22 protein-coding genes and 1 tRNA gene are annotated in these 25331 nt (G+C 70.5%); 6 read left to right on the forward strand and 17 right to left on the reverse strand.

Annotated features, from left to right (window positions below):
• Positions 1-330: 330 nt before the first annotated feature.
• Complete coding sequence (locus GLX30_RS22605; protein WP_159691790.1) at positions 331-1233, forward strand: DUF3626 domain-containing protein; 903 nt, start codon at positions 331-333, stop codon at positions 1231-1233.
• Positions 1234-1295: 62 nt separating this feature from the next.
• On the opposite strand, the gene GLX30_RS22610 is transcribed toward GLX30_RS22605, so the two are convergent.
• The 4 genes from GLX30_RS22610 to GLX30_RS22625 all read right to left on the reverse strand — a co-directional run bounded on the left by GLX30_RS22610 (position 1296) and on the right by GLX30_RS22625 (position 4272).
• Positions 1296-1368 (reverse strand) — tRNA-His (locus GLX30_RS22610).
• A 116-nt stretch (positions 1369-1484) separates the two neighbouring features.
• On the reverse strand, positions 1485-2087 hold the full coding sequence (gene orn / locus GLX30_RS22615) for an oligoribonuclease (RefSeq protein WP_159691792.1): 603 nt from the start codon (positions 2085-2087) through the stop codon (positions 1485-1487).
• A 173-nt stretch (positions 2088-2260) separates the two neighbouring features.
• Positions 2261-3469, reverse strand: coding sequence for a helix-turn-helix domain-containing protein (locus GLX30_RS22620; protein ID WP_159691794.1), 1209 nt, complete (start codon positions 3467-3469; stop codon positions 2261-2263).
• A 386-nt stretch (positions 3470-3855) separates the two neighbouring features.
• Complete coding sequence (locus GLX30_RS22625; protein ID WP_244258256.1) at positions 3856-4272, reverse strand: hypothetical protein; 417 nt, start codon at positions 4270-4272, stop codon at positions 3856-3858.
• Between the two features lie 300 nt (positions 4273-4572).
• Here GLX30_RS22625 and GLX30_RS22630 point away from each other — a divergent pair, with 300 nt between their 5' ends.
• Entirely contained in the window at positions 4573-5094 is a 522-nt protein-coding gene (locus GLX30_RS22630) for a universal stress protein (protein ID WP_159691796.1), read from the forward strand.
• A gap of 319 nt (positions 5095-5413) precedes the next feature.
• Complete coding sequence (locus GLX30_RS22635) at positions 5414-5983, forward strand: GPR1/FUN34/YaaH family transporter (protein WP_159691798.1); 570 nt, start codon at positions 5414-5416, stop codon at positions 5981-5983.
• Positions 5984-6115: 132 nt separating this feature from the next.
• On the opposite strand, the gene glmS is transcribed toward GLX30_RS22635, so the two are convergent.
• Positions 6116-7933 carry a glutamine--fructose-6-phosphate transaminase (isomerizing) gene (gene glmS, locus GLX30_RS22640; RefSeq protein WP_159691800.1) on the reverse strand — a complete coding sequence of 606 codons (1818 nt, stop codon included), beginning with the start codon at positions 7931-7933 and terminating at the stop codon, positions 6116-6118.
• 53 nt (positions 7934-7986) lie between these two features.
• Positions 7987-8274, reverse strand: a complete 288-nt coding sequence (locus GLX30_RS22645; RefSeq protein WP_159691802.1) for a hypothetical protein — start codon at positions 8272-8274, stop codon at positions 7987-7989.
• Positions 8275-8586: 312 nt separating this feature from the next.
• Here GLX30_RS22645 and GLX30_RS22650 point away from each other — a divergent pair, with 312 nt between their 5' ends.
• Positions 8587-10203 (forward strand): beta-N-acetylhexosaminidase, encoded by a 1617-nt coding sequence (locus tag GLX30_RS22650; protein ID WP_159691804.1) that lies wholly within the window; start codon positions 8587-8589, stop codon positions 10201-10203.
• Between the two features lie 98 nt (positions 10204-10301).
• Here GLX30_RS22650 and GLX30_RS22655 read toward each other — a convergent pair whose 3' ends face one another.
• From GLX30_RS22655 to GLX30_RS22700, 10 genes are all read right to left on the reverse strand, one after another.
• Positions 10302-12074, reverse strand: a complete 1773-nt coding sequence (locus GLX30_RS22655) for an IucA/IucC family siderophore biosynthesis protein (protein ID WP_159691806.1) — start codon at positions 12072-12074, stop codon at positions 10302-10304.
• Entirely contained in the window at positions 12071-12622 is a 552-nt protein-coding gene (locus GLX30_RS22660) for a GNAT family N-acetyltransferase (RefSeq protein WP_159691808.1), read from the reverse strand. The genes GLX30_RS22655 and GLX30_RS22660 overlap by 4 nt, the downstream gene beginning before the upstream one ends.
• The gene (locus GLX30_RS22665; RefSeq protein WP_159691810.1) at positions 12619-13878 is read right to left on the reverse strand and encodes a lysine N(6)-hydroxylase/L-ornithine N(5)-oxygenase family protein; all 1260 of its coding nucleotides are present in this window, start codon (positions 13876-13878) and stop codon (positions 12619-12621) included. Before GLX30_RS22665 ends, GLX30_RS22660 begins: the two co-directional genes overlap by 4 nt.
• Entirely contained in the window at positions 13862-15304 is a 1443-nt protein-coding gene (locus tag GLX30_RS22670; RefSeq protein ID WP_159691812.1) for an aspartate aminotransferase family protein, read from the reverse strand. Before GLX30_RS22670 ends, GLX30_RS22665 begins: the two co-directional genes overlap by 17 nt.
• 192 nt (positions 15305-15496) lie before the next feature.
• A complete protein-coding gene (locus tag GLX30_RS22675; protein WP_159691814.1) occupies positions 15497-16348 on the reverse strand; it encodes a siderophore-interacting protein in 852 nt (283 codons plus the stop codon).
• Between the two features lie 2 nt (positions 16349-16350).
• Entirely contained in the window at positions 16351-17382 is a 1032-nt protein-coding gene (locus GLX30_RS22680) for an ABC transporter substrate-binding protein (RefSeq protein WP_159691816.1), read from the reverse strand.
• 179 nt (positions 17383-17561) lie between these two features.
• Positions 17562-18722: an acyl-CoA dehydrogenase family protein gene (locus GLX30_RS22685; protein WP_159691818.1), complete on the reverse strand. Its 1161-nt coding sequence runs from the start codon at positions 18720-18722 to the stop codon at positions 17562-17564.
• Between the two features lie 7 nt (positions 18723-18729).
• Positions 18730-19674 carry a hydroxymethylglutaryl-CoA lyase gene (locus GLX30_RS22690; protein ID WP_159691820.1) on the reverse strand — a complete coding sequence of 315 codons (945 nt, stop codon included), beginning with the start codon at positions 19672-19674 and terminating at the stop codon, positions 18730-18732.
• Complete coding sequence (locus tag GLX30_RS22695) at positions 19671-21656, reverse strand: acetyl-CoA carboxylase biotin carboxylase subunit (protein WP_167306923.1); 1986 nt, start codon at positions 21654-21656, stop codon at positions 19671-19673. The genes GLX30_RS22690 and GLX30_RS22695 overlap by 4 nt, the downstream gene beginning before the upstream one ends.
• 19 nt (positions 21657-21675) lie before the next feature.
• On the reverse strand, positions 21676-23292 hold the full coding sequence (locus tag GLX30_RS22700; RefSeq protein ID WP_159691824.1) for a carboxyl transferase domain-containing protein: 1617 nt from the start codon (positions 23290-23292) through the stop codon (positions 21676-21678).
• A gap of 88 nt (positions 23293-23380) precedes the next feature.
• Here GLX30_RS22700 and GLX30_RS22705 point away from each other — a divergent pair, with 88 nt between their 5' ends.
• A complete protein-coding gene (locus GLX30_RS22705; protein ID WP_037774606.1) occupies positions 23381-23974 on the forward strand; it encodes a TetR/AcrR family transcriptional regulator in 594 nt (197 codons plus the stop codon).
• A 169-nt stretch (positions 23975-24143) separates the two neighbouring features.
• Positions 24144-24932 carry a phosphatase gene (locus GLX30_RS22710; RefSeq protein ID WP_159691826.1) on the forward strand — a complete coding sequence of 263 codons (789 nt, stop codon included), beginning with the start codon at positions 24144-24146 and terminating at the stop codon, positions 24930-24932.
• 93 nt (positions 24933-25025) lie between these two features.
• Here the strand turns inward: GLX30_RS22710 and GLX30_RS22715 are convergent, their stop codons facing one another.
• On the reverse strand, positions 25026-25310 hold the full coding sequence (locus GLX30_RS22715; RefSeq protein WP_159691828.1) for a hypothetical protein: 285 nt from the start codon (positions 25308-25310) through the stop codon (positions 25026-25028).
• Positions 25311-25331 lie beyond the last annotated feature (21 nt).

Raw genomic sequence — 25331 nt, forward strand, 5'->3', positions numbered from 1 at the left:
CTTGCGGGCTTTGCGGGACTGCGGGTACGACTGCCTGGCGTGAAGGCGCTCGCCCCCTTAAGACAGCGCGGCCCGGCAACTTGTGACAGCGGCCGATGTGTCGTGCGTCTCGTCCCAGGCGATCTGTCGTCGATCCATGCGATCCACTCGGGGTCCGACCCCTACAGGCTCGGCCGTCTCGGAACGTCCGGAGTGGCGCGCCTGCCGGGGATATGAGCCGCGCTGCCTCCGAGCTGTCGCCCGGTTTCCGCGACGGCACCGAGCACCGGCTCCGACCGGTCGCCGGTAAAACGGGTGCGCCGGCGGATCAGCTCCCGGCACACTGCCCGGATGAGCTCGGACGCCCTGAAGACAGCGCGGGGGCGAGCGCTCCGGCATGTGGCGGAGCTCTCGTCCGGCCGGCCCCTGGACCCGGCGCTGCGGGTGACGCTGAACTTCCACCCGGACCGTACGGCGCAGGGCAGGCCCATCCTGGAAGCGCTGTCGGAGTCCGGCGTCTACCTCTCCCAGTTCGTCACCGGGACGAGCAACGGGGGTCTGACCGCCTTTCCCGGCGGTGACCGGTGGGAGTGGGAGAGCCGGATCTTCGGTGGTGCGTACGACGAGGCGGCTGCTCGGGAGCGGCCCGTCTACGGGGCGCTGAACTTCCGCCGTAAGCCGGTCGGCGCGGCGCCGCGGTTCGGCTCCGCCCACTTCCGCCTTGCCGCGCACACACCGGCGCGGACCACGTTCTGCTACCCGGACAGTTGTCTCGAACCGTCGGACGTCGGCGTCGCGGACCGCATGGGACTCATCGAGCTCGCCCTCGCCGACCGTAAGGACGCTCTGGACGACTACATCGAGGCGCACGTGCACGGGCCGGTCCGGCTGGACCGCGATGTGGAGGCGCTGGTCCTCGACCCCTGCTACCGGGGGACAGGCGTCGAGGAGGCCGCCCGGCGTCTTCCGTGCTCGCTGGAGTGGCATCCCGGCTTCCGTCTCACTGTCGGGGAACTCCGCCGTTACCCGGACTACCGTGGCCAGGAGTACGTCGACCTGGGCGCCCGGATCGCGGTGGGCGGCCGGCTCGATCCGCGCATCGTCGGAGACGCCGTTCGCACCGGCCGTCACGACCCGCAGGCGGTCAAGAAGGTCTGGCACTGCCTCGCCCGCTTCGGGGCGCTCCCGCGGGCTGCCGGTGGAGCCGCGCCGTCGTCGCCGAACGAGGAAGTCGTGTTGGACGGCCTGCGCTGAGCACCCGCCCACCGGATACGACAAGGGCCCCGGTCCGAAGACCGGGGCCCTTGATCGATCAGGGTGAGTAACGGGACTCGAACCCGCGACATCCTGGACCACAACCAGGTGCTCTACCAGCTGAGCTATACCCACCACGACCGGTCTTTCTCCCGACCGGCCGAGAAAAAGTGTACAGGGTCCGAGCGGGTGCTCGCGCCAGGGTTTCGCGCCGGTGGGGCGCCCGTCGTTCCGGTGGCGACCGCCCGTCGTTATTGCGCGGGCAGCACGTGTTTGGCCGCGATGGTCTTCGCCGTCTCCGAGTCCGGGCCGGGCTGCGGGACGAAGACCGCCTCGCGGTAGTAGCGGAGCTCGGCGATGGACTCGCGGATGTCGGCCAGTGCCCGGTGGTTGCCGCTCTTCTCCGGGCTGTTGAAGTACGCCCGCGGGTACCAGCGGCGGGCCAGCTCCTTGATCGAGGAGACGTCGACGATCCGGTAGTGGAGGAAGGCCTCCAGCGTCGGCATGTCGCGCAGCAGGAATCCGCGGTCGGTGCCGACCGAGTTGCCGCACAGCGGGGCCTTGCCGGGCTCCTTGACGTGCTCGCGGATGTAGGAGAGGACCTGCTCCTCCGCGTCCGCGAGGGTCTTTCCGTCCGCCAGGACGTCGAGGAGACCCGAGGCGGTGTGCATCCGGCGCACCACTTCCGGCATCGTCTCGAGCGCCGCGTCCGGCGGGCGGATCACGATGTCCACCCCTTCGCCGAGTACGTTCAGTTCCGAGTCGGTGACCAGTGCGGCCACCTCGATGAGTGCGTCGTCCGTCAGCGAGAGCCCGGTCATCTCGCAGTCGATCCACACCATGCGATCGTTCATGCGCCCTACCTTACGGGGGCGGATGCGCTGCGTTACCGGCCTGGGGAAAGCCGGCTGCCCCGCGGGGGCCGCCGTCTGACCCGGTGCCACGACGGCGTCCGGCCCGGTCGGGACGGCACCCTGTGGGGCGCCGTCCCGACCGGGCCGGGGTCGCACTGTCCGCGGACGCCGCTCTACGGCACGCTCCGCTGGCCCGGCAGGCTCGGCCGGCCGTGACCCGCCGCGTACGCCTCGGGCACCGGTTTGCCCAGCTCGGCGGCGGACGCCATGGCGGAGGGCCCACCGGGTCCCGCCTGGGGGCGTCTGGCGCCCGGTCCCGCCTGTGCCGGGACGACGGACTCCAGGATCGACGTCCGGTCAGGGTCGCTCTGCGGACGACGGGCCCGGTACGCGGCCCGGTAGGCCGCCGGGGAGGACCCCAGCTGCCGCCGGAAGTGGCCGCGCAGCGCCACCGGGGACCGGAAGCCGCAGCGGCCGGCCACCTCGTCGACCGAGTAGTCGGAGGTCTCGAGCAGCCGCTGGGCCTGCAGCACCCGCTGGGTGATCAGCCACTGGAGCGGGGCGGACCCCGTCAGCGAGCGGAACCGGCGGTCGAACGTGCGCCTGCTCATGTAGGCACGCGCGGCCAACGTCTCCACGTCGAACTGCTCGTGGAGATGCTCCAGCGCCCAGGACACGACCTCGGCCAGCGGGTCCGAGCCGATTTCCTCTGGTAAAGACCTGTCGAGATAGCGCTCCTGACCGCCGGTGCGACGGGGTGGGACGACGAGCCTGCGGGCGAGCGCTCCGGCCGCCTCCGTGCCATGGTCGGTGCGCACGATGTGGAGGCAGAGGTCGATTCCGGCCGCCGTTCCCGCGGACGTGAGCACATCGCCGTCGTCGACGAACAGCTCACGCGGATCCACGTGCACGGACGGGTAGCGCTTCGCCAGGGTCGGCGCGTACATCCAATGGGTGGTGGCGGGACGCCCGTCGAGCAGGCCGGCCGCGGCCAGGACGAACGCCCCGGTGCACAGGCCGACGATGCGAGCGCCCTCCTCGTGTGCCCGGCGCAGCGCGTCGAGCGCCTCGGGCGGTGGCGGCGAGGTGATCGAGCGCCAGGCCGGCACCACGACGGTGCCCGCTCTGCTGATCGCCTCGAGGCCGTACGGCGTGGTCAGTTCCAGGCCGCCTGTGGTCCTCAGCGGTCCGTCCTCGCCACCGCACACGAGCAGGCGGTAGCGGGGAACTCCGGCGTCCTGACGGTCAATTCCGAACACCGAGAGCGGGATGGAACTTTCGAATATAGGGCCGCCGCTGAACAGCAGCACGGCGACGACTTCCCGGCGCCGGCGCCCGGACAGCTTCCGTGCCGTCTCCGGCGCGGCGGAGTCCTGACTCATGACGCTAAACCCCCCTCGAAGTACGCGTCTCCCCGTTCGTTTCGGGCCTTTCGCTCCTGCACGTTTCCCCTCGGTTCTGCACGAGTCCCCCGGCCTTCGATACTCATGATCGAATCTACTGCGTCCCGTGGCGCCGGCGTGACAAGTTCGGGATGCCCCGCTATGTCGACATGGCAACTTGGCGCGATGCATTCGATCACGAAGCGTTCCACTCGGGGGCCCGCAGGGAAGTGCGCATCGCAGGCATGGCCCGTCCCCGTAGGGTGCCGGACGGGCCTTCAGTCCTTTCTTCCCTGGTGACAAGGGGGTTGGCAGGCCATTTCGACAAGGATCGGCCTGCGTAGTGAAGTTGGCTGAAAACATACGGGTGCGGGCGTGTAAAACCGTCAGCCGCCCGGTGCGCCTCTCGACCCGTGCCGCGCGCCGCGCCGCGCCCCGGGGACGGTACCGGAGTGTCGGCCTCCGGCCGGTCGCGCGTCCGCGGCTGCGCGGCACCGCGCGGCCGTCCGTTCCGAGTGGCGCAGCAGCACCCGGCACGCCGCCGTCACCGCGGCGAGACCGAGGGCCGCGGCGGCCGCGCCGCCGACGGAGGTGCCGTACACGACGAGTACGACGGGGACCAGCAGGCAGCTGAACGCGCCCCAGCGCACCACGTCGCCGGCCGGGCTCGCGGAGCCCGCCGGGTGGTCCCGCCGGGACGGCGTGGGCGCGGCGCTCGGGACCGGTCCGGACGGCGGAGCGTCGGGGCGACGGCGGGACGGGGGGCCGGGGGAGCGGTGGGGGCCGGACGGTCGTGCTGGCACAGAGGCTCCTGGGGGCGGCGGGGTGACCACTGGCCAACGAGGACCGTCATCGTCCGGTCACCCGGTGGCGCGCAGACGGCTGTAGTGGCCAAGCGGCATTGCGATCCTGGGCGCGCTCGGGCATGCTCCCTGGAACGTCGCGCATGGGGGCAGCAGGCCCTGGGCAGGAGAGGAGTGTCGCCGTACCCTTGGGGTATGGGGTGGGGAAGATGATTCCCGGACACGGCTCCACCGCCCCTCCAGCCGACGCGCTTTCCTCAATCGATCACTCCGAAGAGGACCTCCCTCGCCGAGACACCGATGGCCGGTCACGAAATCCCCGAACCCGCGGACCGCAAGCAGGTAGCCGATCCTCTGTCGGACCTGCGGGCGGCTGAAGAAGCACGCCATTCCTGCGATCCCGCCTTCCGACACGGAGTCGTCGTCGGTTTCGACGGATCGACGTCCAGTGAGCGAGCGCTCGCCTACGCCATCGGTATGGCGAGGCGGACGGGGTCCGGTCTGATCATCGTCCATGTCGCCAACCGGCTGCCCACTACGGTCTGGGCCGGCTGCGAGCCGCCCGTCTTCGTCGACGTGCCCGATCACCGCACCGAGGTGCTGGGCCTGGAGCTGGCCTGCGCGGACTACCTCACCGAGGTCCCGTGGATCCTGGTCGAGCGCGGCGGCGACATCTGTCACGAGCTGGAAGAGGTCGGCCGGGAGTATTCGGCGGACGCGATCGTGGTCGGCTCCACGCACGGCATCGTCGGCCGGCTCTTCGGGTCGGTCGCGGGCCGGCTCGCGAAGCGCGCGCAGCGCCCCGTCGTCGTGATCCCCTGAGTCGTGGTCCCCTGAGTCGTGGTCCCCCTGAACCGGAAGTCCGAAGCCGGGCCCGGACCTCCTCGACCGGATCGCCCGAACGTCCTCCCCGATCACCGGCACCAGGGTCGGACTTCCCTCTCGTCCCGGTGGTCCGTTTCTTCCCCCTCGCCACCGCGCGTCGGGTGAGGCTCCGTCAACTCCCTGACGAGCCAGGCATGTACGGAAATCTACCCATGCGTAACAGGTGGATTGTGCGCTTGTGAAGGGTAGATATCCGGTCGCTGGGATTGCAGCACATGGCGCAGCACAACTGCACAGGACAGGAAGGGAGCCCGCCGTGGACAACGGAGTCTCTGCGGGAACTGGTTCTACTTCGACTCTCGGCAACCTCGCCCTCGGGCTGACGCTGCTGGCCTTCGGTGTGGGCAACACCGGAGTGATCGACAACGTCTCCGCCACCGATGCCGCCGCGCTCGCGACGTGGGTCGGCGGAGTGGCGCTCTTCGTCGTCGGCCTGCTCGAGTTCCGTGCGGGCAACGGCGGTTCGGGAACCGCCTTCGCCGGTCTCGGCGCCTTCTGGTTCACCTGGGGGACCGCCGTGGGAGGCGAGACCTCGGCCGAGGCGGCGGGCCTGTTCATGTTGCTGTGGGCGCTGCTCGCCCTGACGCTGACCGCCGCCGCCTCCGGCAGCGGCGTGCTCGGCCAAGGGGTGTACGGGCTGCTGACCCTCGCACTGCTGCTGGGCGGCACAGCCGCCTTCGCGGGCAACGAGGGCCTGGCCAAGGCCGGCGGCTGGGTCGGCGCGGTCGCGGGCCTGGTGGCCTGGTACGGCGCGACGGCGGCGCTCGCCAAGTGGCCGACGTTCACGGGACGCGCTGCCGGCCGGCGGGTGACGGCCACCGGCTGAGGCCCGCGGGCCTCACGGCAGCTCCACGGGCGGCGCTCCGGGTGGCGCCCGCCCGATGAAGAAGGGAACGCCCCCTGTGTGCACGGTGGCACACAGGGGGCGTTCCTCATGAAGCGGTCCCGAGGCCGCCGCCTACTCGACGGTGACGGACTTGGCGAGGTTACGCGGCTTGTCGATGTCCCGGCCCAGCGCCAGCGCCGTGTGGTAGGCGAGGAGCTGGAGCGGGATGCCCATCAGGATCGGGTCGAGCTCGTCCTCGTTCTTCGGCACCACGATGGTGTGGTCGGCCTTCTCCTGCTCGCGGTGGGCGACGGCGAGGATGCGGCCGCTGCGCGCCTTGATCTCCTCGAGCGCGGCCCGGTTCTTCTCCAGCAGCTCGTCGTCCGGCACGATCGCCACGGTGGGCAGCGCGGGCTCGATCAGCGCGAGGGGCCCGTGCTTGAGTTCGGAGGCCGGGTAGGCCTCGGCGTGGATGTAGGAGATCTCCTTGAGCTTCAGGGAGGCCTCGAGCGCCACCGGGTAGCCGCGCACCCGGCCGATGAACATCATCGACTTGGCGTCCGCGTACTGCTCGGCCAGCTTCTTGATCTCGTCCTCGGACTCGAGGATCTCGCTGATCTGCGCGGGCAGCTTGCGGAGGCCCTCGATGATCCGCTTGCCCTCGGCGACGGACAGGTCGCGGATGCGGCCCAGGTGCAGGGCGAGCAGCGCGAAGGCGACGACCGTGTTGGTGAAGCACTTCGTGGAGACGACGCACACCTCGGGGCCGGCGTGGACGTACGTGCCGCCGTCGGCCTCACGGGCGATGGCGGAGCCGACGACGTTGACGACGCCGAGGACACGGGCGCCCTTGCGCTTGAGCTCCTGGACGGCCGCGAGGACGTCGTAGGTCTCGCCGGACTGGGAGACGGCGATGTACAGGGTGTCGGGGTCCACGACCGGGTTGCGGTAGCGGAATTCGGAGGCCGGCTCGGCGTCGGCGGGGATACGGGCGAGCGACTCGATGAGGCCGGCGCCGATCAGGCCCGCGTGGTAGGAGGTGCCGCAGCCGAGGATCTTCACGCGGCGGATGCCGCGGGCCTCACGAGCGTCCAGGTTCAGGCCGCCCAGGTGCACGGTGTTGAACCGGTCGTCGATCCGGCCGCGCAGCACGCGGTCGACCGCGTCGGGCTGCTCGGAGATCTCCTTGTGCATGTACGTGTCGTGGCCGCCCATGTCGTAGGAGGCGGCCTCCCACTCGACGGTCTCCGGAGTGGCGGTGGTGGACGCGCCCGTGGTCGTGTACGTGCGGAAGTCGTCGGCCTTCAGGGTGGCCATCTCGCCGTCGTCGAGGGTGACGATCTGGCGTGTGTGGGTGACCAGGGCGGCGACGTCGGAGGCGACGAACATCTCCTTCTCGCCGATGCCGAGGACGACGGGGGAGCCGTTGCGGGCCACCACGATGCGGTCGGCGAAGTCGGCGTGCATCACGGCGATGCCGTAGGTGCCCTCGATCACCTTGAGGGCCTCGCGGACCTTCTCCTCCAGGGTGGTGGCCTGGGAACGGGCGATCAGGTGGGTGATGACCTCGGTGTCGGTCTCGGAGGCGAAGACGACACCGTCCGCCTCCAGCTTGACGCGGAGCTCGGAGGCGTTGTCCACGATGCCGTTGTGGACGACGGCGACGTTGTTCTCCGGGTCCAGGTGCGGGTGGGAGTTGATGTCGCTGGGGGCGCCGTGGGTGGCCCAGCGGGTGTGGGCGATGCCGGTGGTGCCGGCGAAGCGCTTGGGGACGCGGGCCTCGAGCTCCCGGACCCGGCCCTTGGCCTTGACCATCTTCAGCCCGGGGGACTTGGGGCTGCTGATGACCACGCCCGCGGAGTCGTAGCCCCGGTACTCCAGCCGCTGCAGACCTTCCAGCAGCAGCGGAGCAACGTCACGCTTGCCGATGTATCCGACAATTCCACACATATGGTTTCTGCCCCTCCATAGATCAGAAGTGTGCCCGGCCCCGGTGGGGCTGCTCAGCCGTAGACCATGCGGCGCAGCTGGCGGAGCGAGAGCTCCGGCGGCGCCACGGCGCGGTGCGGCAGTTCGGCCGCGATCCGCTCGAAGATCTCGATGTTCACCGCGCCGCCGGACTTCAGTTCGCGATGACGGCGGCGGACGAACTCCTCGGTCGTCTCGTCGAAGTACGCCAGTACATCGAGCACCACCCGGGCGGCTTCACCGCGCTGGAGCGCGGTGCTGCGCACCAGGTGGTCGATGAGGTCGTCGTGCGACAGGCGCACAGACGGGCGAGGTTCGAGCACCCGTAGATATTGGAGTGCGGGCGCTGCTCTTCGCAAGAATCCTGCCCGATTCCGGGCAGGAGATAGCTCACATCTGCCTCTGGGGGTTCCGTTCCGCGGTGCCGCGCCCTTCCTCGGGCGGTGAATCGGCGTCCCGTGTCACCCCGATCCGGGCGGGCGTCCGCCCGGATGACGTTCACCGGTGGGGGATTTGCATGCCGACGGGACGAGTAAGTGGTCTACACCTTGACCGCAGTTGAGGCGCGCGGTACGCATGGTGACCGAGCGGTTGCTCTGCGCACGGACGAGAACCCGTCGAAGGGACCCCAGCCTGTGAGTCAGCCCCGACCGATCCCCCGTCTCCTCGGTTCCCTGTTGCTTGTCACGGCCACCCTGCTCTCCGGTGCCGTCGCCTCGGGTCCGGCCGCGGCCTCCGGGGCCGACAGCGCCGCCACCGTCCGGCCGCTCGGCCAGATCGTCCCCGCACCCGTCTCCGCGGAGCCGGGCGGCGCCCCCTACACGCTGACCGCAGGTACGAGGATCCGCACCGACGCCTCACCCGAGGCGCGCGCCGTCGCGGAGCGCCTCGCCGAGGTGCTGCGCCCGTCGACCGGCTACGCCCTGCCGATCACCACCCGGCCCGCGGCCGGATCGATCAGCCTGCGGCTCAGCGCCGGGGAGAGCGCCCTGGGCGACGAGGGCTACCGCCTGAAGTCCTCCCCCGGCGGGCTCACCGTCACCGCGCACAGGCCCGCCGGCCTCTTCCACAGTGTGCAGACACTGCGTCAGCTGCTGCCCGCCGCGATCGAGGCGGACTCTCCCCGCAGCGGCCCGTGGCAGGTCGCGGGCGGCACGATCACCGACGTCCCGCGCTACACGCACCGGGGCGCGATGCTCGACGTCTCGCGGCACTTCCTCACCGTCGAGCAGGTCAAGCGCTACATCGACCACCTCGCCCTCTACAAGATCAACACGCTCCATCTCCATCTCTCCGACGACCAGGGCTGGCGCATCGCGATCGACTCGTGGCCGCGACTGGCCACGTACGGCGGCTCCACGCAGGTCGGCGGCGGCCCCGGCGGTCACTACACCAAGGCCCAGTACAAGGAGATCGTCCGGTACGCCTCCTCCCGCTATCTGGAGGTCGTGCCGGAGATCGACATGCCGGGGCACACCAACGCCGCCCTGGCCTCGTACGCCGAGCTCAACTGCGACGGCGTGGCCCCGCCGCTCTACACGGGCACGGCCGTCGGCTTCAGCTCGCTGTGCGTGCGCAAGGAGCTGACGTACGACTTCGTGGACGACGTGATCCGGGAGGTGGCCGCGCTCACGCCCGGCAGGTACATCCACATCGGCGGCGACGAGGCGCACTCCACCAGCCACGAGGACTACGTGGCGTTCATGAACAGGGTGCAGCCGATCGTCGCCCAATACGGCAAGACCGTCATCGGCTGGCACCAGTTGACCGGCGCGAGCCCGCAGAAGGGCGCTCTCGCCCAGTACTGGGGCCTCGACGGCACGAGCCAGGCCGAGAAGGCAAGGGTCGCGGAGGCCGCGAAGAACGGCACCGGGCTGATCCTCTCGCCCGCCGACCGGGTCTACCTCGACATGAAGTACGACAAGGACACCGAACTGGGCCTGTCCTGGGCCGGTTACGTCGAGGTGCGGAGGTCCTACGACTGGGACCCGGGCACCTACCTGCCGGGCGCGCCCGCGAGTGCCGTCCGGGGCGTCGAGGCGCCCCTGTGGACGGAGACCATCTCCACCGACGCGCACATCGACCGGATGGCGTTCCCGCGGCTGCCCGGTGTCGCGGAGCTGGGCTGGTCACCGGCGTCCACGCACGACTGGGACACCTACAAGGTGCGGCTCGCGGCGCAGGGGCCGCGGCTGTCGGAGCTCGGCATCGACTACCACCGCTCGCCGCAGGTGCCGTGGCCGGCGCAGTGAGCGTCGGGTGAGAAACCGGCGCCCGGCGGTAGGGACCGTATCCCGCCGGGCGCCGGCCGTTCATCGGGCGCCGGGTCGCGCCTGTGCGTTCCGAACGTCTACGAGGCGAACCGCGCGATCGGGTTCGTCAGCGTGCCGACGAACTGGAGCGCGGCCGACGGGTCGGCCAGGTCCACCATCTGCCGGTTGTTGCGCAACTGGAGCCGGTTCAGGCAGGACAGCGCGAACTCGTCCGCGAACATGTCGTACTGCGCGAACTTGTCCGCCAGCTCGGGCACCGACCGCTGGTACGCGCGGACGCACTCGGCGACCGTGCGCCAGAAGTCGTCCTCGGAGAGCACCCCCTCCTCGGCGAGCGTCGCGCCGAGGAAGCGGAAGAAGCAGTCGAAGACGTCCGTGAAGATCGAGAGGATCTTGGTCTCCTCCGGCACCTCCACCCGGATGCGGTCGACGGACGGCGGCAGCACCGCGTCCGGGTCCATCACCGCGATCTCCTCCGCGATGTCCTTGAAGATCGCCCGCCGGACCGCGCCGTTCTCGCCGAGCGCCAGGATGACGTTCTCGCCGTGCGGCATGAAGACCAGGTCGTAGGCGTAGAAGCTGTGCAGCACCGGCAGCAGATAGGCGTCCAGATAGCCGCGCAGCCACTCGGTGGGGGCCAGGCCCGACTCGGCGATCAGCGCGCCCGCGAACGACGCGCCCTCGTGGTCGACGTGCAGCAGGGAGGCCATGGTGGCGAGCCGCTCGCCGTCCTCCAGGGACGCCACCGGGCTCTCGCGCCACAGGGCGGCGAGCATCTTGCGGTAGGGGGAGTACCGGTCGGTCGCGGCCTCGTACTCGAGGTGGCGGTAACCCACGGCCGCACGCTCACGGATGATCGAGAAGCGGGCGGCCTTCAGCACGTCGTCGCCGTCGATCAGCCCGGCCAGCCAGTCGTTGATGGCCGGCGTGGCCTCCATGTACGCGGCGGAGAGGCCGCGCATGAAGCCCATGTTGAGGACGGACAGGGCCGTCTTCACGTAGTGCTTGGCCGGGGCGTCGGTGTTGAAGAACGTCCGGATGGACTGCTGAGCCAGGTAGCGGTCGTCGCCCTCGCCCAGGTACACCAGCCGCTGCTGGGCGATCTCGGCGGCGAAGGTCACGGACAGCTTGTTCCACCACTGCCAGGGATGGGCCGGGATCAGCAGGTGATCCGCGAGATCGAGGCCCTGGTCCGCGAGGGTCTTGGCGAAGCGGTCCACGGCGTCGTCGCCGAGCTCGGCACGGATGAACGTCTCGTAGTCGATGCCCGCGCCGGCGGTGAACGCGGCGCGGTCGCGGCGGGCCGCCAGCCACACCAGCCGGACGGGGTTCGCGGCCTCCGGGGCGTAGGCGTGGTACTCGTCGATGCCGAAGCCGAGGCGGCCGTTGTTGGCGACGAAGCAGGGGTGGCCCTCCGTCATGCCGGTCTCGACCGCCTGGAAGTCCGCCTTGGCCAGCTCGGCGGCCGCGACCTGCGGTTTCGCCGACTTGTACGCCGTGCCGGAGAGGGTGGAGGAGATCTCCTCCAGATACACGGGCAGGATCTCGTCGCTCAGCCCCAGGGAGCCCCGCATCTCGATGACGAACTCCAGCGCGTCCAGCGGCAGCTGCGCGCCGTCGCGGTGGCGGCTGATCGACTCGGCGGCCACCTGCCAGTGGTCGAGGGCGAAGCGGCGGGCGGTGAAGCGGTACTCGGTCGCGCCGTCGTCCGCGACGAGGCGGTAGGCGCCGTCGCCGAGGTGCTCGGGGGTCAGCAGCCGCTCGTGGGTGAACTCCGCGAGGGCCTTGCGGACGAGCATCCGGTTGGCGTGCGCCCAGCGATCGGGCGTGAGGTGGGACACGGGGTTCATCGGGCCACCCCCGTGGCCGCCTCGAACTGCTCGCGGGTGCAGAAGCTCAGCAGAGCCTCCTTCTCGGGCTTCACTATCTTCTCGGCGGCGACGAAGCCGACGGCCTCGTTGAGCCGGTGCACGGCCGAATTGCCGACGTCCGGCTCGACCACGACCCGCTCCGTCGCCGGATCGGCGAACAGCTCACGCATCACGGCGGTGATCACGGCGAGGGTGAAGCCGTGCACGGGCCGGTCGGTCGGCGCGACGAGGAAGTGCATGCCGACGTCGCCGGGCTCCGGGTCGTACAGCCCGACGAGCTCCACGTACCGCGGGTCGTAGCTCTCCATCAGGAACGCGGGCTCGCCGTCGTGGAGGCCTATGAACGCGTGGTGGTGCTCGTGCGCCGCTATGCGCATGTACTCGCGCTCGACGTCCTGGAGTTTCGCGTCCTGCATCATCCAGAACGCTGCCTTCGGGTGGGTGACCCAGCTGTGCAGCAGCTCGGCGTCCGCCAAGGGGTCGAGGGGGCTGACGGTGAGGGAACCGACGGCGGTGGTGGTGCTCATACGGCGAACTCCTGGAACGCGATGGACTTCTCTACGGCGTAGTACTCGCTGCCCAGCAGCTCGCCGATGATGTAGGCGTTTCGGTAGGCGCCCATGCCCAGGTCGGGCGAGGTGATCGAGTGGGTGTGCACGCCCGCGTTCTGGAGGAAGATCTCCCGGCCGGCCGTGTCGATGGAGTAGTTGCGGGCGACGTCGAAGCGGCCGTGGCCGTCGCGCCGGATCCGGTCGGCGACGGGCTCAAGGAAGGCGGGGGTGACGTACCGGTAGCCGGTGGCCAGGATCAGGCCCTCGGTGTGCAGCTCGTAGTCCTTGCCCTGCTCCTCCTGGCGCAGCCCCAGCGTGTAGGTGCCGTCCTCGTACGAAGCTGTCCGCAGTGCGGAGTTGGTCAGCAGCCGGGTGGGGACCGGGCCCTTCAGGTTCTTCTGGTAGAGCAGGTCGAAGATCGCGTCGATCAGCTCCGAGTCGATGCCCTTGAACAGGCCCTTCTGCTGGGACTCGAGTCTGTAGCGGGTCTCCTCCGGCAGCGCGTGGAAGTAGTCGATGTACTCCGGGGAGGTCATCTCCAGCGTCAGCTTGGTGTACTCCAGCGGGAAGAAGCGCGGGGAGCGGGTCACCCAGTTGAGCCGGTAGCCGTGCACGTCGATCTCGGACAGCAGGTCGTAGTAGATCTCCGCCGCGCTCTGGCCGCTGCCGACGAGGGTGATCGACTCCTTCTTCTGCAGCGCCTCCTTGTGTTCCAGGTAGCGCGAGTTGTGCAGCAGGTCCCCGTCGAGACCCTGGCATGCCACGGGGATGTACGGCGGGGTGCCGGTGCCCAGGACGAGACGGCGGGCGGTGAATGCGTCGTCGGCGGTGCGCACCACGTACACCTCGCCCTCTTCGTCGTACGACACGGAGGTGACGGTGGTGTTGAAGCGGATGCTGCTCAGCCGGGCGGCGGCCCACCGGCAGTAGTCGTTGTACTCGGTCCGCAGCGGGTAGAAGTTCTCCCGGATGTAGAAGGAGTACAGCCTGCCCTTGTCCTTGAGGTAGTTCAGGAACGAGTAGGGCGAGGTCGGGTCGGCGAGGGTGACCAGGTCCGACATGAACGGCGTCTGGAGATGGGCGCCTTCCAGGAACATCCCGGAGTGCCATTCGAAGTCCGGCTTGGACTCCAGGAACAGGCCGTTCAGCTCGTCGATCGGCTCGGTCAGGCAGGCGAGGCCGAGGTTGAACGGACCCAGTCCGATACCGATGAAATCAAGAGGCGTGGACAAGGTTCTCTCCAAGGAACTGCTCGGCGTGGCCGGCGATCAGGTCGAGGACGGCGGTGATGTCTTCGGTCGTCGTCTCGGGATTGAGCAAGGTGAACTTCAGGTACTGGCGCCCGTCGACCTTGGTGCCGGCGACCACGGCCTCGCCCGACGCGAACAGCGCCTTGCGGGCGTGGAGGTTGGCCCGGTCGATCAGGGCGGGGTCCGTGACGGACCGCGGGATGTAGCGGTAGACCAGGGTGGACAGCTGCGGCCGCACGACCACGTCGTAGCGCGGGTCGGCGGCGAGCAGCTCCCAGCCGGCGGCGGCGAGGTCGCACACCTCGTCGAAGAGCTGCCCCACACCGTCGGCGCCCATCACCCGCAGCGTCATCCACAGCTTGAGCGCGTCGAAGCGGCGGGTGGTCTGCAGGGACTTGTCGACCTGGTTCGGTATGCGCTCTTCCAGGGTGCGTCGCGGGTTGAGGTAGTCGGCGTGGTAGGTGGCGTGGCGCAGGGTGGCCGCGTCCCGTACCAGTACCGCCGACGAACTCACCGGCTGGAAGAAGGACTTGTGGTAGTCGACGGTGACGGAGTCGGCGTGCTCGATGCCGTCGAGGAGATGGCGGCGGGCGGGTGAGGCCAGCAGTCCGCAGCCGTAGGCGGCGTCGACGTGCATCCAGGTCTCGTACAGCCCCGCGAGCTCGGCGATCTCCGGCAGCGGGTCGATGGAGCCGAAGTCCGTGGTGCCCGCGGTCGCGACGACGGCCATGGGGACGAGGCCCTCGGCGCGGCAGCGCTCCAGCTCCGCGGCGAGCGCCACGGTCTGCATCCGTTTGTCGCGATCCACGGGGATCGGGACGACGGCCTCGGGGCCGAGCCCGAGGAGCGTGGCCGACTTCTGGACGCTGAAGTGGCTGCACGCGGAGCTGAAGATGCGCAGTTTCGCCAGATCGGTGGTCTTGGCCTCCTGGCGGGCGAGCAGCAGGGCCTGGAGGTTGGACTGGGTGCCGCCACTGGTGAACACGCCGTCCGCGGCGGGGCCGAGGCCGATCCGCTGTGCGGTCCAGTCGATCAGGCGGCGCTCGATGAGTGTGCCGCCGGCGCTCTGGTCCCAGGTGTCCAAGGAGGAGTTGACCGCGGAGAGGACCGCCTCGCCCAGCACGGCCGGGATGACGACCGGGCAGTTGAGGTGGGCGAGGTAGCGGGGGGAGTGGAAGTAGACGGCGTCCCGGAGGTACACGTCCTCCAGCTCGTCCAGGGCGGCGGAGGCGTCTCCGAGCGGCCGGTCGAGGTCGATCGCGGAGACGACCGGGGCGAGCTGGTCGGGGGTGACTCCGGTGAACGGCCGTCGGGTCGTGGCGAGTCGGTTCGCCACCCGCTCGACTCCTTCGGTCACGGAGCGCCGGTAGTGCTCCGCCGTCATGTCATTGAGCAGGTGCGAGCGCATGCAATGTCCTCCCGTGGCGGGGACCTGGTCGCGCCTCAGGGGACAGGAAGAGGGGGGCGAGGGCGACGCCTAAGTAAGGTAAGCCTAACCTAACTCAGATCCCAGAAGTCCCTCGCCCCCCTCGGGGCGCAAGCGTTATGCCGTTGATCACACAATGACCGCCCAGCGACGGTCAGTTGAGCCGGCCGCGGTTCACTCGGCCTCTTCGGCCGGCTCCTCGCGGAGCCCGTCCTCGCTCAGGCCGCGCTTCCAGTAGCCGACGAAGGTGACCTTCCGCCGGTCGAACTCACGGTCGTTCACCAGATGGCGTCGCAGCGCCTTGATGCTGCCGGACTCACCCGCGATCCAGGCGTAGCCGACGCCCTCGGGGAACTCGGCGGCGGCGACGGCCTCCACGGCCGACGGCGCTCCCTCGTCCCGGACGAGCCAGGTGATGTCGGCCTCCGCGTCGGTCTTGAGCGGCAGCCGGTCACCGGCGTGCGGCACCTCCAGCCAGACCTTGGCCTTCCGGCCGGCCGGCAGCCACTCCAGGATCGCCGAGGCGGCGGGAAGCGCCGTCTCGTCCGCCCAGATCAGCACCCAGTCGGTGTCCTCGGGAGGCCGGCAGCGCACGCCGGTGTTGTCGGCGACCGCGGGGCCGAGCACCATCACCTTGTGACCGGGCTCGGCTGCCAGCGCCCAGCGGCAGGCCGGGCCGCCGTCATCGTGCATGGCGAAGTCGATGTCCACCTCGCCGTCCTCGACGCGCTGCTCCCGCACCGTGTACGAGCGCATCACGGCCCGTACGTCGTCGGGCAGCGCACGCCACGCGGCGAAGATGGCGGCGCCGTCACCCGCGTCGACGGGGACGACCGGCGCCGGCTGGCCGGGGTGCGGCAGGAACAGCGACAGGGACTGGTCGCGGCCTCCGGCCGCGAAGTCCCGCAGGCCGTCCTCCGCCTGTCCGGTGAAGGTGACTCGGACGAGCGACGGGCCGAGCCGCCTTGTCCGCGCAACCTGCAGGTCGAAGAAACGGAACGGGGCGATCTCGGCCTCGGTCGTCATCGTCAGGAGACCTTCTTCGCGTTCTCGATGGCCTTGGCGAGATCCTCGAGGATCGGCGCGCACTTGGCGTAGGAGTAGATCGGCTCGGTGACACGCGGGACGACCTGACCGGCCTTCACCGCGGGGAGACCGGCCCAGGTGGGCTTGGCCTTCAGGGTGTCGGGCTGCAGGGTGCCGGTGCGGTTGTCGAGCATGATGATGTCGGCCCCGTACTTGGCGGCGTTCTCCCAGCTGAGCTCCTCGAAGAAGCCCTGGGCGTTCGGCTTGGGCTCGACGAACTTCACGCCGAGCTCCTGGAAGTAGAGCGTGTCCGCCGACATCTTCGGGGCGGAGACGTAGAAGAGGTCCTGGCTGCCGGACCCGATGAGGACCTTCAGGTTCGGCTTGGCCTTGGCGGCCTGGCGCAGCCGCTCCGCGGCCTTCTCGAAGCGCGCCTTGGCGTCGGTGACCTTCTTGGCCTTCATGTCGGCGCCCAGGGACTCCGCGAGGTCCGCGCGGCGCTGAAGGGCGCCCGGCATGTTGATCTGGGCGGCCCACAGGGCGACGCTCGGGGCCAGCTTGAGGATCTTGTCCTTGGACTGGTCCGGCACGTACCAGAGGGCGTCCTTCTCCCACATGTCCGTCACCAGCAGCTCCGGCGCGAGCGCCGCGTACTTCTCGACATTGAACTCGCCCCAGACGTTGCCCAGGATCTCGAGCTTGGTGATGTCCATGTCGCCGGCCTGGACGTCGGCCTTGCCGTCGGCGGTCTTGGTCGGGCCGAACACGCCGGTGACCTCGACCCCGTAGTCGAACAGGGCGGCGGCGGTGCCGGTGAAGGCGACGATGTTCTTCGGGGCGGCCTTCGACTCGGACTTCTGGCCGCGGTCGTCGGTGAACGACCAAGGGCCGGACTTGGGGGCGGCCTTGTCGGAGTCGCCCTTCTTGCCCTTCGTCTCCTGGCCGCACGCGGCGAGTGCCACGCCGAGCCCGAGGGCGCCGCCGGCGGAGAGCAGGCCGCGTCGAGTGAGATGGGAAGCTCGGGCGTTGGGCATGGTGGTGTCCGCTTTCGTACGTACCGAATAGGCCACTGGCAGGTTTCGAAGGTAGGTTAGCCTAACCTCAGAAGTTGTCGAGGGTCGGCCGGGCGTCCGGGGCACGAGCGCGACGTGACCTTGAACACGCGGCGGCGCGCGGCCCCGTCAGGGTGCCGCGCGCCGCGATGAGTCCCAGGTCAGCCGGTGAGACCCAACTCCCTTGCGATCAGCATCCGCTGGACCTCGCTCGTGCCCTCGCCGATCTCCAGGATCTTCGAGTCGCGCCACATACGGGCCACCGGATACTCGTTCATGAAGCCGTAGCCGCCGTGGATCTGGGTCGCCTCACGGGCGTTGTCCACCGCGACCGTCGACGAGTACAGCTTGGCGACGGCCGCCTCCTTCTTGAACGGCTCGCCGTGCACCAGCCGCGACGCCGCGTCCCGCCAGCCCACGCGGGCCATATGGGCCTTCATCTCCATGTCCGCGATCTTGAACTGGATTGCCTGGTTCGACCCGATCGGCCTGCCGAACGCATGCCGCTCCCGCGCGTACTTCACGGACTCGTCCACACAGCCCTGCGCGAGGCCGGTCGCCAGCGCCGAGATGGCGATACGGCCCTCGTCGAGGATGCGGAGGAACTGCGCGTAGCCGCGGCCTTCCTCGCCGAGCAGGTTGGCGACCGGGACACGGACGTCGGCGAAGGACAGCTCGCGGGTGTCGGAGGCGTTCCACCCGACCTTGGAGTAGGGGGCGGCCACCGTGAATCCGGGCGTGCCGGAGGGGACGATGATCGCGGAGATCTCCGGGCGCCCGTCCTCCTTACGCCCCGTCACTGCCGTGACGGTGACCAGACCGGTGATGTCGGTGCCCGAGTTGGTGATGAAGCACTTGGAGCCGTTGATGACCCATTCGTCGCCGTCCCGTACGGCGGTGGTCCTCGTGCCGCCGGCGTCGGAGCCGCCGTCCGGCTCCGTCAGGCCGAAGGCGCCCAGCAACTCACCGGAGCACAGCCGCGGCAGCCACTGCCGCTTCTGCTCCTCGGTGCCGAAGAGATGGATCGGCATCGCGCCCAGCGAGACGCCCGCCTCCAGGGTGATGGCCACGGAGGAGTCGACACGGGCCAGCTCCTCCAGGGCGATCCCGAGGGCCAGATAGTCGCCGCCCATGCCGCCGTACTCCTCCGGGAAGGGCAGCCCGAACAGGCCCATACGGCCCATCTCACGGACGATCTCGTACGGGAACTCGTGGCGCTCGTAGAAGTCGCCGATCTTCGGGGCTATCACGTCGTGGGCGAACTGCTCGACCGTGCGGCGGAGTTCCTCGTGCTCGGCTGTCAGCCGGTGGTCCAGGGACATCAGGGGGTCACTCCTTGTGGGAGAGGGCGCGGACGGTACGGGAGGGGCTGGGGCGGCCCAGTTGCTCGGCCATCCACACGCTCGTGGCGGTGAGCCGGCCGAGATCGACCCCGGTTTCGATGCCGAGGCCGTGAAGCATCCACACGAGGTCCTCGGTGGCGAGGTTTCCGGTCGCGCTCTTCGCGTACGGGCAGCCGCCGAGGCCGCCCGCGGACGAGTCGACGACGCTGACGCCGTGCTGGAGCGCCGCGAAGGTGTTGGCGAGAGCCTGGCCGTACGTGTCGTGGAAGTGCACGGCGAGCCGGTCGGCCGGGACCCCGGCGCCGGCCAGCTCGGTGAGCAGGGCCGCCACATGGCCGGGTGTGGCGACACCGATCGTGTCGCCGAGGCTCAGCTCGTCGCAGCCCATGTCGGCGAGCCGGCGGCAGACGCGGACGACCTGTGCGAGAGGCACAGGACCCTCCCACGGGTCGCCGAAGCACATGCTGAGATAGCCGCGCACCCGCAGACCGTGCTCCACGGCCCTGGTCACGACCGGCTCGAACATGGCGAGTGCCTCGTCGACCGTGCGGTTGAGATTGGCCTTGGCGAAGGACTCGGTGGCGCTGGCGAACACGGCGACCTCGCGGGCGCCGAGGCCGAGCGCCCGGTCCAGGCCCCGGTCGTTGGGGACCAGGACCGGCAGCCGCACGCCGGCCAGGGAGCTCACCAGCGGGAACAGCTTCTCCGCGTCGGCCAGTTGGGGCACCCACTTGGGGTGGACGAAGCTCGTCGCCTCGACGGTGGTCAGCCCCGATCCGGCGAGGCGGCGGATGAACTCCGCCTTGACCTCCGTCGGCACCACCGACTTCTCGTTCTGCAGGCCGTCGCGGGGACCGACCTCGTGGATGCGCACACGGTCGGGAAGTCCCTGGCCGTGGACGGCCATCGGCAGTCCTTCCGTACCGGTCATGCGGTGACCTCCCCGTCGGTCGTGCCGGTCTCCGCGGTCTCTCCGGACGCTTCAGGCGTGACCACGGCGAGCACCTGGTCCATGGCGACGGTCGAGCCCGCGGTCACGTCGAGCTCTGTGACGGTCCCGGCGTGCGGAGCGGAGATAACGTGCTCCATCTTCATCGCCTCGACCACGAGCAGGCTCTGCCCGGCCGCCACCACATCGCCCACGGCGACCTTGACGACGGTGACCGTGCCCGGCATCGGCGCCGCGAGGGTGTCCACCCCCGAACGGGCGGCGCCGCTCAGGGACGCCTCGACGGGGTCGTGGTCCATCACGTGCCAGGAGTCGCCGTCCCGGCCGAGCCAGTCGCCCGCCCGGTGGAAGGTGTGCGTGACGCCGTGCATCTCCACGGAGACCGTGTGTGCCTCCACCCGGGGCGTCGCCTGCCGGCGGACGGCGTGGTCGACCGGGTCCGAGCCGGGCACGCGCAACGGGAAGGCCAGCGGAGCCGGTTCGCCGCCCATCCGCCAGCCGGTCGGCACGGAGAACGGGTCGGTCCAGCCGGCACCGTCCGGGCGCGGTGCCAGCGCCGCGGCGCGGACCGCCGCCGCGGCCTCGTACACCTCGTCCGGCACGCCGGCCGGGACCAGGCCCTCCGCCTCCCGCTCCACCAGGCCGGTGTCCATCTCGCCGGAGACGACCGCCGGGTGGGCCAGCAGCCGGCGCAGGAAGCCGGCGTTCGTCGGGACACCCAGCGTCACCGTGTCGGCCAGCGCCGCGCGGAGCTTGCGCAGTGCGGTGGGGCGGTCGGGGCCGTACGCGATGACCTTCGAGAGCATCGGGTCGTACAGGCTGCCGACCTCCGAGCCCTCACTGAGGCCCGAGTCGGTGCGCACCCCCTCGCCCTGCGGCTCCTGGAGCCTCAGGACCGTGCCGCCGGAGGGAAGGAAGCCCCGGGAGGGGTCCTCGGCGCAGATCCGGGCCTCGATCGCGTGGCCCGTGAGGGTGATGTCGTCCTGCGTGAACGTCAGCCGCTCCCCGGCCGCGACCCGCAGTTGCCACTCGACGAGGTCCAGTCCGGTGATCAGCTCGGTGACCGGATGCTCGACCTGGAGACGGGTGTTCATCTCCATGAAGTAGTACTGAGAGGGGTCCGTGCCCGGCACGATGAACTCCACCGTGCCCGCGCCGCGGTAGCCGCAGGAGCGGGCGGCCTGGACGGCCGCCTCGCCCATCGCGGCGCGCGTCGCCTCGTCCAGCAGGACGGACGGCGCCTCCTCGATGATCTTCTGGTGGCGGCGCTGGAGCGAGCACTCGCGCTCTCCGAGGTGGACCACATTGCCGTGGCCGTCGGCCAGCACCTGGATCTCGATGTGCCGCGGCCGGTCGATCCAGCGTTCGACGAGCAGCGTGTCGTCGCCGAAGGAGGCACGTGCCTCACGCCGGGCCGCCGCGATCTCGTCCATCAGTGCGGACTCCACACGGGTGAGGCGCATGCCCTTGCCGCCGCCGCCCGCCGAGGGCTTGAGCAGCACCGGCATGCCGATCTCGCGTGCGGCGGCGGCCAGTTCCTCGTCGCTCAGTCCGCTGCCGGACGATCCGGGCACGACCGGGACACCGGCCGCCCGCACCGTCTCCTTGGCGCGGATCTTGTCCCCCATGAGGGAGATCGCGGACGGCGGCGGCCCGATGAAGACCAGCCCTGCCTCCGCACAGGCCTGGGCGAAGCCCGCGTTCTCCGCGAGGAAGCCGTAGCCCGGGTGCACGGCCTGCGCGCCCGTACGGGTCGCGGCGTCGAGCAGCCTCTCGATGGAGAGGTAGCTGTCGGCGGCCGGCGCCGGGCCGATGCGGACGGCCGTGTCCGCCTCGCGCACATGGCGTGCCCCGGCGTCGGCGTCGCTGAAGACGGCCACGGAGCGCACGCCGAGGGCCCGCAGGGTGCGGATGACCCGTACGGCGATCTCGCCCCTGTTGGCCACCAGAACGGTGTCGAACATCGTCATCGTGGAAGGTCCCTCACATCCGGAAGACGCCGAAGCCGGCGTCTCCCAACGGGGCGTTGGCACAGGCGGTCAGAGCGAGCCCCAGCACCTGCCGGGTCTCCATCGGGTCGATCACGCCGTCGTCCCACAGGCGGGCCGTCGCGTAGTAGGCGTTGCCCTGCTGTTCGTACTGGGCGCGGATCGGGTCCTTGAAGGTCTCTTCCTCCTCGGCGGACCACTCCTCGCCGCGGCCCTCGAGCTGGTCCCGCTTGACGGTGGCCAGCACGGACGCGGCCTGCTCGCCACCCATGACCGAGATCTTGGCGTTGGGCCACATCCACAGGAAGCGGGGGCTGTACGCCCGGCCGCACATCGAGTAGTTGCCCGCGCCGTACGAGCCGCCGACCACCACGGTCAGCTTCGGCACCCGGGTGCAGGCCACGGCGGTGACCATTTTGGCGCCGTGCTTTGCGATGCCGCCCGCCTCGTAGTCCTTGCCGACCATGAAGCCGGAGATGTTCTGCAGGAAGAGGAGCGGGATGCCGCGCTGGTCGCAGAGCTCGATGAAGTGCGCGCCCTTCTGGGCGGACTCGGCGAACAGGATGCCGTTGTTGGCGACGATGCCGACCGGGTGGCCGTGGATCCGGGCGAAGCCGGTGACCAGCGTCTGGCCGAACTCGGCCTTGAACTCCTGGAAGCGGGACGCGTCCACGACGCGGGCGATGATCTCGCGGGCGTCGTAGGGCGTGCGGGAGTCGACCGGCACCGCCCCGTACAGCCCCGCCGGGTCGACCTTCGGCTCCTCCGCGGACTCGACCTGCCAGGGCAGCGGGCCGCGCGCGGGGAGCGTCGCCACGATGTTCCTGACGATCCGCAGCGCGTGCGCGTCGTCCTCGGCGAGGTGGTCGGTCACACCGGAGACGCGGGAGTGGACCTCGCCGCCGCCGAGCTCTTCCGCGGTGACGACCTCACCGGTCGCGGCCTTCACCAGCGGCGGACCGCCCAGGAAGATGGTGCCCTGGTTGCGGACGATCACGGCCTCGTCGCTCATCGCCGGGACGTACGCGCCGCCCGCCGTGCACGAACCCAGCACCGCCGCGATCTGCGGGATCCCCGCGCCGGACATCCGGGCCTGGTTGTAGAAGATCCGCCCGAAGTGGTCACGGTCGGGGAACACCTCGTCCTGCATCGGCAGGAACGCGCCGCCCGAGTCCACCAGATAGACACAGGGGAGGCGGTTCTCCAGCGCCACCTCCTGCGCCCGCAGGTGCTTCTTCACCGTCATCGGGTAGTACGTCCCGCCCTTGACGGTGGCGTCGTTGGCGACGACCACGACCTCACGGCCGCTGACCCTGCCGATCCCGGCGATCACACCGGCGGCCGGGGCCTGCCCCCCGTACATCCCCTCGGCCGCGAGCGGGGCCAGTTCGAGGAACGGCGACCCCGGGTCGAGCAGGGTGTCGACCCGCTCCCGGGGCAGCAGCTTTCCGCGCGCCGTATGGCGGGCGCGCGCCTTCTCTCCTCCGCCGAGGCGGGCCGCCGCGAGACGGGACCGCAGACCGTCGGCGAGCTCCTGGTGTGCCGCCTCATTGGCCTGCCAGGCCTCGGAGGCCGGGTCCGCGGCGCTCGCCAGCACTGGTGCCTGCTGCATTGATCGAGCTCCCTTGCTCGGTTAATGAGCGTTAACGTGTTGCGTCCAGGTTAACGACCGCTAACCGCCCTGTCTAGAATGAATGTTCATGAGCACCAGGACCGCGGCCCCGACCCGTCGCGAGCAGATCCTCAAGGAGGCCGCCCGCCTCTTCGCAGAGCGCGGCTTCCACGGCGTGGGCGTCGATGAGATAGGAGCCGCGGTCGGCATCAGCGGCCCCGGTCTGTACCGCCACTTCGCAGGCAAGGACGCCATGCTGGCGGAGCTGCTGGTCGGCATCAGTGAGCGCCTCCTGGACGGGGGGCGGCTGCGGGTCGAGGAGGCAGGCACCGGGCCGGAGTCGGTGCTCGCGTCCCTCATCGACGGTCACATCGACTTCGCCCTCGACGACCGCCCCCTGATCACCCTGCACGACCGCGAGCTGGATCGCCTCCGGGACAGTGACCGCAAACTGGTGCGCCAGCTCCAGCGCCAGTACGTGGAGCTGTGGGTGACCGTGGTCCGCGAGCTCCACCCAGAGGTCGCGGAGTCCGAGGCGCGGGCGGCGGTGCACGCGGTCTTCGGCCTGCTGAACTCCACCCCGCACCTGGGGGCGAACGGCGGCGGCCCCCTGGGCCGCGCGGCGACGGAGGACCTGCTGCGCCGCCTGGCGCACGGGGCTCTGGCCTCACTCGCGGGCTGACGGGCGCACCGGCGCACGGCAGACGCACCGGGTGCGGGGCGCACGGCGCACGCACGGGCCCGGGGTGTGGGCGCACACCGGCGCACGGGCGGGCCCGCTGAGGTGTGGGGCACGTCCCAGCGGGCAATACGGTCGACACGCTCCGCTCACCCCACGGCACAATGGGTCCATGCCGATACCCAGCCGTGCCGCTCTCGTCGACCACCTCGTCCGCTCACGTATCGCCGGAGACGTCGCCACTCCGCGCGACAACAACCTCTCCCACTACCGCAAGCTCGCCAACGGTGACCGGCACTACTGGCTCGGCCTCGAACTCGGGGACCGCTGGAGCGACGAGCAGGACGTGCTCGCCGTCATGGCGGAGCGGTGCGGCGTCAGCGACGACCCCGGACACCGGCAGGGACAGGACACCATCGACCCCGAGCTGACCGTCGACGCGCTCGAACGCATGGCCGCACGGCTGCGCAAGGCGGCCGACGCTGAGGAGCGGGTGCTGTTCGCGACCGGGCACCCGGGAGGGCTGCTGGACGTGCACCGCGCCACGGCCGCCGCGCTGCGGGCGGCCGGCTGCGAGATCGTGCGGATCCCGGGCGGTCTGATCGCCGACGAGGGCATGGTCTTCCAGTTCGCCGACGTCGCCATGCTCGAGCGGGGCGCGACCCTGTGGCACACCCACTCGCCGGCCCCCATGGCCGCGATCCTGGACGCCATGGCGCACGAGGGCAGGCCGCTGCCCGACCTCGTGGTGGCCGACCACGGCTGGGCCGGCTGCGCGGGCCAGCGCGGGCTGGACTCCATCGGATACGCGGACTGCAACGACCCGGCGCTGTTCATCGGGGAGGCGGAGGGCACGCTCCAGGTGACCGTCCCCCTCGACGACCACGTCACCGACCCGCGTTTCTACGACCCGATGACGGCATACCTGCTCGACGCGGCGGGCCTCACCCACGAGCTGTGACACCGACGGCGGCCCCCTGCGGCCCCCGTCGGCATCACGTCCCGGACCTCGCCGCGGCCCCCACCGCGGCCCCCGCCGCGACCCCCGCCGGGGTCAGCGGCGCCAGAGGCCCCGCACCACGCAGTACGTCCCACCGAGCAGCAGCAGGGAGAGCGAGCCCCGCAGGCCCAGCGCCAGGACGTACCGCCATCCGGTCCCGAGGTCGAGCAGCCGCTCGCGCAGGATCAGGAACAGGACCACCGAGCCGACGATCAGTAGCGCGCCGCCGGTGGTCCACACCGCCCGGGCGCCGGGCGACGCCTTCGCCCAGGCCGCGGTGCCGGCCGCGTCGTGCGCCGGCTCATCGGCGTACGACGGTTCCTCCTCGGCCTGCGGCACCGCACCCACTGATCCCTTCGG

This window comes from Streptomyces sp. Tu 2975 (assembly GCF_009832925.1).
Taxonomy (GTDB): Bacteria; Actinomycetota; Actinomycetes; order Streptomycetales; family Streptomycetaceae; genus Streptomyces.

Excerpts from the sequence above, each read along its gene's own strand:
- GLX30_RS22605 (WP_159691790.1), top strand. The coding sequence starts at position 331 with ATGAGCTCGGACGCCCTGAAGACAGCGCGGGGGCGAGCGCTCCGGCAT.
- orn (WP_159691792.1), bottom strand. The coding sequence starts at position 2,087 with ATGAACGATCGCATGGTGTGGATCGACTGCGAGATGACCGGGCTCTCG.
- GLX30_RS22620 (WP_159691794.1), bottom strand. The coding sequence starts at position 3,469 with ATGAGTCAGGACTCCGCCGCGCCGGAGACGGCACGGAAGCTGTCCGGG.
- GLX30_RS22630 (WP_159691796.1), top strand. The coding sequence starts at position 4,573 with ATGGCCGGTCACGAAATCCCCGAACCCGCGGACCGCAAGCAGGTAGCC.
- glmS (WP_159691800.1), bottom strand. The coding sequence starts at position 7,933 with ATGTGTGGAATTGTCGGATACATCGGCAAGCGTGACGTTGCTCCGCTG.
- GLX30_RS22655 (WP_159691806.1), bottom strand. The coding sequence starts at position 12,074 with ATGAACCCCGTGTCCCACCTCACGCCCGATCGCTGGGCGCACGCCAAC.
- GLX30_RS22660 (WP_159691808.1), bottom strand. The coding sequence starts at position 12,622 with ATGAGCACCACCACCGCCGTCGGTTCCCTCACCGTCAGCCCCCTCGAC.
- GLX30_RS22670 (WP_159691812.1), bottom strand. The coding sequence starts at position 15,304 with ATGCGCTCGCACCTGCTCAATGACATGACGGCGGAGCACTACCGGCGC.
- GLX30_RS22675 (WP_159691814.1), bottom strand. The coding sequence starts at position 16,348 with ATGACGACCGAGGCCGAGATCGCCCCGTTCCGTTTCTTCGACCTGCAG.
- GLX30_RS22680 (WP_159691816.1), bottom strand. The coding sequence starts at position 17,382 with ATGCCCAACGCCCGAGCTTCCCATCTCACTCGACGCGGCCTGCTCTCC.
- GLX30_RS22685 (WP_159691818.1), bottom strand. The coding sequence starts at position 18,722 with ATGTCCCTGGACCACCGGCTGACAGCCGAGCACGAGGAACTCCGCCGC.
- GLX30_RS22690 (WP_159691820.1), bottom strand. The coding sequence starts at position 19,674 with ATGACCGGTACGGAAGGACTGCCGATGGCCGTCCACGGCCAGGGACTT.
- GLX30_RS22695 (WP_167306923.1), bottom strand. The coding sequence starts at position 21,656 with ATGTTCGACACCGTTCTGGTGGCCAACAGGGGCGAGATCGCCGTACGG.
- GLX30_RS22700 (WP_159691824.1), bottom strand. The coding sequence starts at position 23,292 with ATGCAGCAGGCACCAGTGCTGGCGAGCGCCGCGGACCCGGCCTCCGAG.
- GLX30_RS22705 (WP_037774606.1), top strand. The coding sequence starts at position 23,381 with ATGAGCACCAGGACCGCGGCCCCGACCCGTCGCGAGCAGATCCTCAAG.
- GLX30_RS22710 (WP_159691826.1), top strand. The coding sequence starts at position 24,144 with ATGCCGATACCCAGCCGTGCCGCTCTCGTCGACCACCTCGTCCGCTCA.